The sequence below is a fragment of the Microcoleus sp. S13_C3 genome (assembly GCF_036700905.1).
Lineage (GTDB): Bacteria > Cyanobacteriota > Cyanobacteriia > Cyanobacteriales > Microcoleaceae > Microcoleus.
Genome location: NZ_JAUBPT010000204.1, coordinates 1 through 12,292, shown reverse-complemented (window position 1 = coordinate 12,292; position 12,292 = coordinate 1). Strand labels below are relative to the sequence as shown.

Sequence of the window (12,292 nt, the reverse complement as noted above, 5' to 3'; positions counted from 1 at the left end):
TAATCGCTTTAAATTCAGTTCCAATTCCGCTTGTTAACATTTCTTTACTTGCCTTGGTTTTTTTATACCGACCTACTTATCAGTTTCAAAAAAGCAACTGTAGACTCGTGAGCCAGAGCCATACACAATGAGTTAGATCAAATCCGTTAGCATCGGAATAGTAAATTTGAGTTCACTGTTGACGGTTGACTGTTGACAGTGAACAGTCAACCGTCAACCGTCAACCGTCAACCGTCAACATCATTCCGGTGTAACCGGAAATGATATTATTCCCAATAATTTAATCTAAAATTGTTGTGCGACTGAGCGCTCACGCCGAAGTCGAAAATCTACAAGGGTATGAGTTATGACGATCGCACTTATGAGTCATGTGTGCAGTGCACACCCTACAAATGTGAGTTAAGCTAATCCGCATTTAAATTGCAGAGTAAAATAAATCTTTACTCTTATGGGGAGTAGGGGTTGGGCAGGAACTCCCACACTTAATATCGTTTCCGGTTGTATCGGAATGATTTAACCGCAGAGGGCGCAGAGAACGCAGAGGGAGAGAATACAGAGATGAATAATTCCGATGCTACCGGATTTGATATAACATACAATTTAAACTCACATCTTGCACCATTGTCAATTAGCCTTTTCAGCAACAGGCTTTCCGGCCTGTTCCACAAGAAGAAAATTTATCTTTTGTGGAACAGGCCGGACAGCCTGTTCAGCGAGAATGGTGCAACATCTCAGTTTAAATGCAGTGCAGCTTAGAGCGTAAGTCTCGTTAATGTTTCTTAGGATTTTTCGGAAAAGGAATGCCCAAACTTTCGTGAAAAACAACCTGAGTTTTATAAGTCAAGCGCCGGTTAACTTGTTTGATAATTTTTTCCAAAAGCGCATCGCCGGTTTTTTCTATTAAAGGTTGAGACATTGATCGAATAAACTTGGGAAAGCAAACCCCCACAGCCAAATCCAGCTTCCAGGTAGTAATGGTAATCGCAGGCGGCAGCTTAGCACGTTCCGAACTCGGCCAATCGGCGGCAAACTCCTGAGACGGTATCTCCACTAGCTTCATTGCCGATCGAAAATCCACTTCATACCCAGGCGAGGTATAATTCGGAACCGGAATAGTCTTAATCAAATAACAGCCTTCAGCATCCGGCGGCAGCAACTCTAAACCAATTCTCGCTTCAACACGGTAGCCGAAAGCCCCAAAACGCCCGATTAATAAATCATAGCCGTTTTCGCCGATCGGCTGGGCCTTCATCGGCGAAGCGCACTGGCAAAACCAACTCTTGTGGTTGTTCAAATGCTTCGCCACCGTCTCCGCATCGGCGTACATCTCCATGCTGTCTTCAAAATGCGTGTGAAACCAAATCGGCTCAACTTCCTCTGGTGCATCCCCGCTTCCACTTTCGGGCTGTTGGACACTCGCATCTGGGTAGTAATTTTCGTCAGAAGCTTCAACAGTTGGATATTCAGCGGAATCGTGCTTCATCGTATGCTCTCCTGTTATACACGCCAATCGATCGGGTTGGGGATGTGTTAAGGGAGTTTCCTCCCTACAATTGAGAAATTGATAGCAACAAAACTTACCCTAGTTCAGCATAACTCGACTTATGAAAGCATTTGTAGCAGGAGCCACAGGTCAGACAGGCCGCCGAATCGTCGCAGAATTAGTCAAGCGAGGCATTCCCGTGCGCGCCTTAGTCCGAAATCTAGAGACAGCGAGGCAAATTTTACCACCGGAGGTAGAGTTAGTGACTGGGGATGTATTAAATGCAACTTCCCTGGGCGATGCCATCGGCGATAGTACGGTATTGCTGTGCGCGACAGGGGCGGCCCCTGGTTTTGACCCGACAGCGCCTTACAAGGTGGATTTTGAAGGTACTAAAAATTTGGTGGATGCAGCTAAGGCTAAGGGCATTGAGCATTTTGTGCTGGTGACTTCTCTGTGCGTCTCTCAGTTTTTTCACCCGCTGAATTTGTTTTGGCTGATTCTGGTTTGGAAGAAGCAAGCCGAGGAGTATTTGCAAAAAAGCGGCTTGACTTATACGATCGTCCGTCCCGGCGGTCTCAAAAATGAGGATAATTCAGATGCGATCGTCATGACTGGTGCCGACAAAATGTTTGAGAGCAGCATTCCCCGCACCAAGGTAGCCCAAGTGTGCGTGGAGGCGCTGTTTCAGCCGACTTCTCGCAACAAGGTTGTGGAAATTGTGGCTAAGCCGGAGGCTCCGCAAAAGAGTTTTGAGGAGTTGTTTGCCAGTGTGATTTGATTGAATTAGCCTCGCTTGGGTTCGGTTCGTCAATCGATTTTAGATTTTAGATTTTAGATTTTAGATTGAAGCATTGACCCCACCGATAAATTCGGGGGCTCCTTTATCGGATACAGGTTTTTTATTTCTGGACGGATGAATCCGGGGGCTTGTATCCTGGATGCTTGATTGTCAGACAAAAAACCATTTGATTTGGGTCTGAGATGTTGCACCATTCTCAATAACAGGCAAGATGCCTGTTCCACAAAAAGTGCATTTTCTTGTGGGGCGGGCATCCTGCCCGCCCAAAAAAGGCTTATCCTGCCCGCCCAAAAAAGGCTGATCGAGAATGGTGCAAGATGTGAGTTGGGTCAAAGATTTGGGCTGACGCACGCTACACCAATTTTCCGATCGCCAAATCTGGCAAAATCTTTATAGTTTTACGATTCGCCCTTAAAATTTCGTTCTCGCAGCATGAAAACTCTCAAGTGGCCAGCTTGGTTCCCCTATCCGATTTCGTGGTTAAGGGCATTTGCTCTCGCTCAGAGTTTTAGTTTTGTCCTTCGCAGGGGCATTCCTTTTGTCAGCGACGATATCGGCTTTCTGACTCTACTGCTGGTGGCTTGGCTGATTCAGTTGCCTGTGTTTTTTGTTTGTCACTTTTTAGCAGTCAAAATCTTAAATCCCTTACTAATTATGCTGCCGGGGCGCTTTCGCGTGGCGCGCAAGTTCAAGCGCCGGCATACGGGTATTCGATCGCACTTGCGAGAAGGCTTGAATGCTGTTGTAGTGATTTTTTTTGCATTTAATCTGTCGCTGTTGGTGCAACTTGCGATTTTTTATTGGCCAGCGCGATCGATCGATCCGGCTCAGTTACTAACAGGAATATCTACTCTGACAAATGTTGCCATAGCCGGTGAATTAGATTTCTGGCTGATAAAATTGGCGGGGGTTTTATCGAGTCTAACGCTGGTAGCAGCGCCGCTATATCAATACGATTTTCGGGTGCGCCGGATGCGGGCGGCTCGAAAATTAGCCGAAATTTCGGAAATGGAAATGACTTTGCTGGAAGCTGAGAAATGGGGCAGTCGCAAAAGAGGTTTGCTGAGGCGATCGGAGATTCAAATCCTCGGATTTATACTTTTAATCGGCGCTGTGATTGGCGGCGGTGTTTTTTTGGTTGACAGTTTGCGGGGAAATCAGCAGTTGTCGCAGTCGGTAAGCGGGCGGGGAAAATTCCCGCCGCTGGCTATGAAAACCGGCGATCCTTATATTCGAGCCCTGATGCGAACTATTTCTGCTAGCGAGTCGAATGTTTCTCGCCCTTATCACGTTGTTTACGGTGGCAAATACGTATTAGATTTGAGCCGCCATCCTGACTGGTGCGTGAAAATTGTTAATGGGCCCAATCGAGGCAAGTGTACTACGGCAGCGGGCAGGTATCAATTTCTGACTACAACTTGGAAGGATAAGGCTAAGCGCTATCACGCCCGTCCTGCTAATTTTTTATTCTGGGAAGATTACAGTTTTGAACCAGAAGATCAGGATGCTGTGGTTTATGCTTGGTTGAGCGATCGCAAGTTTTGGAAAGCTGATATTTCTGAGATGTTGCGGCAGGAAAGATTAACTGACGTATTGCGAATGCTTTCGGGAACTTGGACGAGTTTGGGATATGGAATTGAAAACAATTCTATGAGTTCTCGTTTGCCGAAAGTCTACCGGGAAATGCTGCGGGAAGAATTGGCAAGTGCTGGTTCTTAGGAATAAAAAATAAATAAGTTGATGAGTTATCGGTTATAATGAAAAAAGTGTGAGATTACAATTTTCACTCCTACAGAGCTCGACTCACAACAGATTTTTATACTCAACTACTCTAATTGGCGTTTAAACCCATGTCTTATTCTAATTCAATTGAGTCAGAAATGAAAAAATTTTATAAATCCTTATCAGAAAAGGATAAAAGAAGGTATGCAGCTATCGAAGCTCAAAAATTAGGATGGGGTGGAATTAGCTATGTAATTCAACTTTTGGGATGCAGTCGAAACACCATCGTCAAGGGAATAGAAGATTTAGAAAAAATGGACTCAGAGACACTCAATAGTTCCCGGATCAGAAAGAAAGGAGGGGGAAGAAAAAGTATTCTGTCTACTCAAATCGGTATTGATGCAGCATTTTTAGAAGTTTTAAAAAATTACACAGCCGGAGACCCAATGAATGAATTAATCAAATGGACTAATTTGACGCATAAAGAAATAGCTGCGGGACTACGAGCGGCAGGTTTTACCATTAGTCTCCCATTAGTGGCAAAATTTTTAAAAAAGCATGGGTATGTGAAACGAAAAGCTCAAAAAAAACAAACAATAGGAATTAATAAAAATCGAGATGCTCAATTTACAAACATTGCTAGACTTCATGCAGAGTATAGAAAAGCCAGCAATCCCATCCGACGTTTTGATACCAAAAAGAAAGAAGTTTTAGGAAATTTGTATCGTCCGGGAACTCTCTATACAAAGGAACCTGTCACTACTTTCGATCATGATTTTTGGAGTTTAGGTCACGGTAAAGTGATTCCGCATGGGGTTTATGATTGTCAACAAAACCGAGGATATATAACATTAGGAAATAGTAAAGACACCAGTGAATTCGCCTGTGAGTCTTTAAAAAATTGGTGGAATAACTATGGTAAAGCAGCCTACCCTAACGCTAATTCTATCTTGGCGAAATGTGATGGGGGAGGTAGTAATAATGCTAATCATTATATTTTTAAAGAAGATTTGCAGAAATTAGTTAATGAAATAGGAATTGAGATCAGAATTGCTCATTACCCTCCTTATACATCTAAATATAATCCGATAGAACATCGACTTTTTCCTCATATTACCAGGGCTTGTCAAGGAGTAATTTTTACAAGTTTAGAATTAGTCAAAGCTCTCGTAGAAAAAACTCACACTAAAACGGGACTATCTGTAGCTGTAAATATCCTTAATAAAGTTTATCAAACTGGTAGGAAGGTAGCTGATAACTTCAAAAATACTATGCAAATTGTTTTTGACGAATATTTGCCAAAATGGAATTATCGAGCCGTACCCCAACCTGAGTAATTCATTAAGTTATTTATTTTTCATTCCTTAGGGAGTTAAATGTTGGCGGTTGACGGTTGACTGTTGACTGTTCGCTGTTGACTGTTGACTGTTGACTGTTCGCTGTTGACTGTTGACTGTTGACTGTTGACTGTTGACTGTTGACTGTTGACTGTTGACTGTTGACTGTTCGCTGTTGACTGTTGACTGTTGACTGTTCGCTGTTGACTGTTAACGAATGTCATTGGTTATTAACAAGCTAAAGTGATTAAGAAATAACCCCTAATAAGTCACGAATAACTAATCCTTCAATTTTGGTAAAAATGCTGTCAAACATTTGTACAATTCTAATCCCGGCCCTGCTTGGAACGGATAAAGCTTGTCGAAATTAATGGGGTTTCCCGGTGCTAATTTCCACTCGGTTTGCTGTGCTGTTTTCGGGGAAATTTCGTTCGCTACCGTGATGTTAATAATGTTGTTGTACTGGGGGATGCCCCGGAAGCAGTAACTTTTGTCCGTGCGTTTGTCTGAATCGCTGCCGGTGATGTATCTGTCTTATTTGCGAAATTGAATTTCTCGAAAAGGTCGATCGATCGCAAAGGAGGCTCGGTAGCGGTAGTCTCCGTCGCGCAAGCTTTGGACAGTCGGCTTGATTTGAGCTATAACTGTTGGTGCTACCAGGGGATGTGGTACAAAAAACATAGCTAAAGAAGGATAACTTGTAGCGGCGGGTTTTACCAACCATCAGTGCCTAAGACCAATCATCTCATAAACCCGCCGCCGCGCAGCGATAAATCGCCATTTACGCCTTTCAAAATACAAGGTACGGGTTTCACCCAATAAATTTTAGGTAGCTAAAAGTATAGATAAATCCGCCCCCTGGTGAACCCATAAAATATTGTCAAAAACATGAAAAATTCTCAATCTCAGTCTTTAATTCTGTGGCGACAAGTCGGGGGCGTGGCGGCTTTGCAGGGGGCTATTACTCTGAGTTGGATGCTTTACCGACTTTATTTGCCTCAACTTTTAGCGGGATTTGGTTTTCCCGGATTCGACAGGGGAATCACTATTCTGGAGGATACTTTGGCAATTGCGATCGAACCTTTTGCTGGCTGGCTTTCTGACAAGCAGCGTCACTGGATGGGAAGTCGTTTGCCGCTAATTGTTGTCGGCACTATTCTGTCGTCGGTGCTATTTATTGCGATTCCGGCTATTTTTATTTTCGGCAATCCAGTCTCGCCCCTGCGCTGGATTTTGCCTGCGGTAATAGTAGCTTGGTCGATCGCAATGGCGATGTTTCGAGCGCCCGCAGTGTCGCTGTTGGGTCAATATGCAACTCAAACGCAGTTGCCCCAAGCCATTAGTTTATTGGTTCTTGTGGGGGGATTGGTTGGGGCGGCAAGGCCTGTTGCGGGGGATTTTATTCTGAGTTTGGGCCCAGCTTTTGCCTTCGCTATTGGTTCGTTTGTATTGTTGGGTGCGGTGGCTTTTTTGCGATCGGTTAATCCTGATGCTGCGCTGTCGGAATTGCCACCGGATACTGCAATTCCCGAGAGAGTTTCTATCACAGCGCTGGGGTTAGTTGCGGTGACGGGAATGGCTGTTGCTTGGGGAAGTCGGGCGATGGGGGAACGGATTTTGCCCCATGTTTTCCAAACTCAAATCGCGGGGGTTGATAGTAAGTTGTTAATGGCTGGATTTAGCTTGGCTTTGGCTGTTGCTTCTTTGCTGGCTGGGGTAATTGCGGTGCGCTGGGGAAACCAGCGGATGCTATTGGGTGGATTGGTAGCAACAGCCGTTTTGCTGTTAGGAATGGTTTTTAGTCAGGGGTTGGCGATGGTGGTGGCGACTGTTTTGGCTGTGATTTTTACCAACAGTTTGATTACTACTGGTACAGTTCCTTTTGCTTTGTCTCTGGTTCCTCCACTGCGGGGAGGATTGGGGGTAGGATTTTATTTTGGTGGTTTTTCCCTGGGGATGAGTTTATACTCTGTGGTGTTTGTGGCACCAAAGGCGATTCCTGCTGTGACAACGGCGATGGTGGGGGCGATCGCCTTTTTGGTTGCTGGTGTCTGTGTCGTCGTGGGCGATCGGCTGAAACAAACGCGCGCCGTGTAACAAATTAATAAAAGCCGTTAAGCAGTTTAAGTTGATCCCTAGCTATCGTGAATAATTATTTCAGGGTTTCCTCTCGGTTATTTATCTGAGTAATAATAGAAACATACAGCAAGCCGTGAGAAATTTTACGGGCGCATATTTAGGGATTAATTGACAATACTGCGAGGATACTGCTATGTTTTGCGTGACGCCAGAAACCGGAAATTCCCAACGGCGAGGCTCTTTAACCTCTGCGTCTAAAAGTACCCCTATTCTGCGATCGCGAGTTTACAAAGATGAGGCTCTGGTGTCGGCCGCGCTAGCGGGGCTGCCAGCTCTTTTGGCATCCCTCGAAAGCTTTCGCGAGCAGTAGAACTTGGCATTTTCTATTGCTATATAGCAATCCTTGCAGGAGTCGTAAATTTTTTACCCCACCCCAGCCCTCCCCTTATCAAGGGGAGGGAGTAAGAAATTCACAACCCTCCCCTTATCCAGGGGAGGGAGTAAGAAATTCACAACCCTCCCCTTATCCAGGGGAGGGAGTAAGAAATTCACAAATGATGCGAGGATTGTTATATATGGCGCGTGGATGTTTGTGATAGCCGCTGCAAACCGAGTAGGGGCTGTTTTGATTGCACGTACAATTCTCCTCGATTTGAGTAGAGTTTTGCTGTGCTGAACTATTCCAAGACTCAGAAACCTGGTTGTTTATACACAAATATTTTTACAGCCCTTTGTTAGGGTATGAAAAATGGTATAAAAACCAGGTTTCTTGGTATCTGTCCGTAAGTCTTGTGTTAACAAAATTTATTTGTCAGTGTCATCGGGTGCGATCGATGCCTCTACCTCTTGGGAAGAACGGCTTAACATAGAGTCGTGCAGGTGTTCGCTGTGCTGCCTTTCTTGAGCCATTAATTCTCTGGCTTTTTCTTCAGCAATTCCCTCCCCATGTGTTTCTAGCTCGTGGGAGGAACGATTGAGCATAGATTCGTGCAAGTGTTCGCTATGCTGCCTTTCTCGTGCAATTAGTTGTCTAGCTTTTTCTTCGGCGTTCATGAGGAGTTTCTCCAATTGTTTGTTTGAAGTAATTCTTATATTAAGATGCCACAATTCGAGGGTAAATGTAGCAATTTTAACATAAAATTTTACAAATAATTGTAGAAAAAAAATTGAGTCTGCTGGCGGTGGGTATAGAGGGCGGTGGTTGCCGAGCTAATTATTGCCAGACGCCGGAAAAGATATTCTTGACTGCGATCGCAATTCGATTTAAGTCTTCCTTCAGCAGCGGTGGCCAAGAAACTCCTCTGCGGAGTCCAGCTTCAAATTGCTGCAAACCTTCTACTGACAGTAAATGCAGTGCCGAGATTAATTGTCGATCGAGCATTGGAGATTCTTGCAGCCCTTCAAACAATATTTTTAAAGCTAATAAAATCGATGTCACCTGTCCGGGTACGGGCGGTTGACCTTGTTTGAGACGCATCAGGAAGGCGTCGGGATTTTTCTTGGTTTCCAGGGCGGTTCCTTGGTCGATCAGAAAACTGCGGGCTGTTTTGTAATCCATTTGACGTGCGATCGATCGGAGTGCAATTAATTAGCTGGCATTATATCACTTTTTGTCGCGCTCAATTTGGTAATATATTTCCATACAGCCTACACTACAGCTACTGGTGAGGTGCGTCCATAAGCACGCTACAGCTACTGATTAGAGGCGTAGCATTCATCCCACAGTCGCCTGGAGCAAAGTGAAACGGACAGGGAAAAATAAAACAATGGCAAAACACCAAGGAAATAGCAGAAAATCCAAGATTTATCGCTACTTGTGGCTGCTTTTTTTGTGTCTGACCTTTCTGTTAGTTCCACTCATCAAAAAAATAGCTGCCGATACGCCATTCCCCCCACCCGCTCCTATTGAAAATAGTGCTACTTTTGGAGCGAGGATTCAAAGGACGATGGGGCTACTTGCGGCTAGCACTCCAACAAACCGCCGCCAAGTACGTATTCTATTCTACGGTCAATCCATCACAGAACAAGATTGGTGGAAAGATGTAGTGAAGGATTTGAGACAGCGATTTCCCAATGCAGATTTAATTGTGGAAAATCGGGCGATCGGAGGATTTGCCGCCCCGATTTTAATCCGTCCCAGCGAACACGATTTGTATCCTTTTTATCCAGACTTGCTAATTTTTCACGTCTACGGAGGCGATGAAGATTACGAAGCCCTAATTGCCAATGTCCGCAGCCGCACTGCTAGCGAAATACTCTTGCACTCAGACCACATCGACTGGCTGCCGACAGGCAACAGCGACGATCCAGAACAAGTCAAAAGATACGAATGGCACAACACTCATTCTACTAAATGGCTGCCGGAGTTGGCCGATAAATACGGCTGCGAGATCGCCGAAATTCGCGAACCTTGGCGCAGGTATTTGAAAGACAATCGCTTGCAGCCACAACAGCTATTGAGGGATGAAATTCACCTCAACGATTGGGGAAATTTTCTCCTAGCTGCTCTCATAAAACCGCACCTGCGATACAAGCCAAATTCTCCTCAACCGCAGCAGGATTTAGTGAAAACCTATACCGTTGGCAGCGATGTTAAGTGGAAAGATGGCAAGTTGGTTTTAGAATTTGAAGGAAATAGAATAGATGCGATCGCCGATAAAACCTTCAACGGCAAGGCAATTTCTGCTAAAATTGCGATCGACGGCAAAAAACCCTCAGAATTTCCTGAACTTTACAGCATCACCAGACCCAGCGTTAGTCTTGGCGTCGGTTGGCCGGCAATCATCCAAATATCCAGTCCAAAACCGCTAATCGTCGAAGATTGGAAAGCCGTAATTACTGAGATTAACAGCGACGCTAGCAAGTTTAAATTTGACGTTGTAGGTTCTAAAACAGGTTACGACGGCAGCGGTACAAACGACAAAATGTTTGTCTCAAACTCTGGGCGCGTCGTGATTGAACCGAGAAACTGGTGGCTGCAAAATGCCTATGAACACTCTAAAAAACAGACGCCTAAAGGCTTTGAGATTTCCTGGCAGGTGCGACCAATGTTTGTTGATTCATACGTTCCTCCACAAATTACAGATTCAAGCCGCGAGTATTCTACAACATTGGCTCAGAATTTGAGCAACTCCAAACACACCATCGAAATCGTCCCCGAAACAGATGGGAAAGTTCCTATTGAGGCAATTCGAGTGTATCGCCCTCCTTTCTCCAATCTAAAATCTCAAGTTGAGAGTTTTAAACCGCAGATATCAGCGGATGAACGCTGATGCAATTTTATCAGCGTTTATTTGCGTTCATCTGCGGTTTAAAAAATCTTCATGTTGATTTTATAGCAATCGCCTTGGCGGCGTAGGGCGTTGATGATTGTTCAAACCCTTAATATTTAAGCATCTTGAACGAAAGCATCCAGGATACAAGCCCCCGGATTCATTCCGAAAGCAGACTCAGTACCCAGAAATAAAAAACCTGTATCCCAATACGCTTGGGTTAGCGCTTTCAGACGAATTTCATTTCACGCATTTATGAGAGTTCCCGACTTGTGAAAGGAAATCCGATTATTCTTATCTGAACCGTATTGACGTGTATCCGATAAAAAAGCCCCCGAGTTTATCCCTGGGGTCAATGCTTCAATTCTTTAATCTAAAATCTCAAATCTCAAATCTCAAATCGATTGACTCCTGCTATAATCGCCAAGATTATCAACTTCTAGGAATTCCTAACTCGTGAAACATCAACAGCGATAAACATAAATCCGCCACAAAAATCAACACCCAAGAAGTTACCACCGCCGCCGTTGCAGCTTGGCCTACTCCTTTCCCTCCGCCCACCGTCGTCAATCCCCAACCGCAACCGACAAGGGCAATTATTAACCCAAAAATAAAACTTTTAATCACCACAGTTACTAAATCCCCAGGCCCCAAGAAAGTTCGCACCGATTCCAAAAATACCGACGGTTCCAAATTATAAAAATGAACCGCTACAAATAGCCCGCCCAAAATTCCCACCGCTACCGAAAAAATTGTTAAAATCGGCAGCATGATGCAGCAAGCTATCACCCTCGGCACTACTAAATAATCAACCGGATTTGTTCTTAACATATACAGGGCGTCTATTTGTTCCGTCACCTGCATTTCTCCTATCTCCGCCGCAAAGGCAGAACCTACTTGTCCCGCCACCACGCCCCCCGTTAAAAGCGGTGCTAATTCCCCACAAAATGCCACAGCAAAAGGACCTCCAACCGCCTCAACCGCCCCAAAGCGAACCAATTCTCGGGCGGATTGAAAGGTAAAAATCATGCCGCCAAAAAAGGCTATTAGCAGCACGGATCGCAAAGAATCCAGGCCTACTGTTACTAAATGTTCCATGATTTTGCGGCGGTCAATTTTGCCTTGGAGTATGCGTAGCAGCACTTGACCGCCCAGGAAGAAAGTCACGAAAAACCGCTGAAACCACCTGTTATTGAAGGTTTCATCTAAATGTCTATCGCACTTTTCTTGGTATTTTTTAACCAATGACTGAGGACTCGTGATTAATTGCAAACAGGGCGAAGCACTGCCACATAGAGATTTTCGGCAATTGTACAGGAATTATTGCACGATTTGTCAACATATATTTTTTGTCTCTCAGCCCTGCGGTTGGTGGGTTAGACGCGGTTTAAGATTTATTTATAGCGGTTCTCAAGCGTGGTGAGGTATGCCCTATGCCCTATGCCCTATGCCCACGGAGGCCTATGCCCTATGCCCATGAGTACCTCATCTTTCTGAGAAAGGCTATATTGGTGACTTAACTAGGACTTACGCATTGACAAAAAATATCATCTATGTATTCTAGACAATGCCATGACTGAATCGGTTTGCCAAAATA

Annotated in this window: 11 protein-coding genes; 5 read left to right on the top strand and 6 right to left on the bottom strand. The window is 44.6% G+C overall.

Going from position 1 to position 12,292, the window contains the following annotated elements; genetic code table 11:
- Window positions 1-769: 769 nt before the first annotated feature.
- The gene (locus tag QUA16_RS32940) at window positions 770-1,483 is read right to left on the bottom strand and encodes a DUF1997 domain-containing protein (protein WP_333108574.1); all 714 of its coding nucleotides are present in this window, start codon (window positions 1,481-1,483) and stop codon (window positions 770-772) included.
- 121 nt (window positions 1,484-1,604) lie between these two features.
- Here QUA16_RS32940 and QUA16_RS32935 point away from each other — a divergent pair, with 121 nt between their 5' ends.
- The 3 genes from QUA16_RS32935 to QUA16_RS32925 all read left to right on the top strand — a co-directional run bounded on the left by QUA16_RS32935 (window position 1,605) and on the right by QUA16_RS32925 (window position 5,344).
- Window positions 1,605-2,264, top strand: coding sequence for an NAD(P)H-binding protein (locus QUA16_RS32935; protein WP_333108573.1), 660 nt, complete (start codon window positions 1,605-1,607; stop codon window positions 2,262-2,264).
- Between the two features lie 1,029 nt (window positions 2,265-3,293).
- A complete protein-coding gene (locus QUA16_RS37080) occupies window positions 3,294-4,004 on the top strand; it encodes a glycoside hydrolase family 24 protein (RefSeq protein WP_445252220.1) in 711 nt (236 codons plus the stop codon).
- A 131-nt stretch (window positions 4,005-4,135) separates the two neighbouring features.
- Window positions 4,136-5,344 (top strand): ISAzo13 family transposase, encoded by a 1,209-nt coding sequence (locus QUA16_RS32925; RefSeq protein ID WP_333108570.1) that lies wholly within the window; start codon window positions 4,136-4,138, stop codon window positions 5,342-5,344.
- Window positions 5,345-5,379: 35 nt separating this feature from the next.
- Here QUA16_RS32925 and QUA16_RS32920 read toward each other — a convergent pair whose 3' ends face one another.
- A complete protein-coding gene (locus QUA16_RS32920) occupies window positions 5,380-5,568 on the bottom strand; it encodes a hypothetical protein (protein WP_333108568.1) in 189 nt (62 codons plus the stop codon).
- A 310-nt stretch (window positions 5,569-5,878) separates the two neighbouring features.
- Window positions 5,879-6,025, bottom strand: coding sequence for a hypothetical protein (locus QUA16_RS32915; RefSeq protein ID WP_333108565.1), 147 nt, complete (start codon window positions 6,023-6,025; stop codon window positions 5,879-5,881).
- A 207-nt stretch (window positions 6,026-6,232) separates the two neighbouring features.
- Between QUA16_RS32915 and QUA16_RS32910 the strand changes: the two genes are divergently transcribed.
- Window positions 6,233-7,441, top strand: a complete 1,209-nt coding sequence (locus QUA16_RS32910; protein ID WP_333108564.1) for a hypothetical protein — start codon at window positions 6,233-6,235, stop codon at window positions 7,439-7,441.
- Window positions 7,442-8,227: 786 nt separating this feature from the next.
- Here the strand turns inward: QUA16_RS32910 and QUA16_RS32905 are convergent.
- Both QUA16_RS32905 and QUA16_RS32900 read right to left on the bottom strand, forming a co-directional pair.
- On the bottom strand, window positions 8,228-8,476 hold the full coding sequence (locus QUA16_RS32905) for a hypothetical protein (RefSeq protein ID WP_333108562.1): 249 nt from the start codon (window positions 8,474-8,476) through the stop codon (window positions 8,228-8,230).
- A 160-nt stretch (window positions 8,477-8,636) separates the two neighbouring features.
- Window positions 8,637-8,981, bottom strand: a complete 345-nt coding sequence (locus QUA16_RS32900) for a hypothetical protein (protein WP_015174589.1) — start codon at window positions 8,979-8,981, stop codon at window positions 8,637-8,639.
- 208 nt (window positions 8,982-9,189) lie between these two features.
- Here QUA16_RS32900 and QUA16_RS32895 point away from each other — a divergent pair, with 208 nt between their 5' ends.
- Window positions 9,190-10,695: an SGNH/GDSL hydrolase family protein gene (locus QUA16_RS32895; RefSeq protein WP_333108561.1), complete on the top strand. Its 1,506-nt coding sequence runs from the start codon at window positions 9,190-9,192 to the stop codon at window positions 10,693-10,695.
- 432 nt (window positions 10,696-11,127) lie between these two features.
- Here the strand turns inward: QUA16_RS32895 and QUA16_RS32890 are convergent, their stop codons facing one another.
- The gene (locus QUA16_RS32890; RefSeq protein ID WP_333108560.1) at window positions 11,128-11,940 is read right to left on the bottom strand and encodes an MlaE family lipid ABC transporter permease subunit; all 813 of its coding nucleotides are present in this window, start codon (window positions 11,938-11,940) and stop codon (window positions 11,128-11,130) included.
- Window positions 11,941-12,292 lie beyond the last annotated feature (352 nt).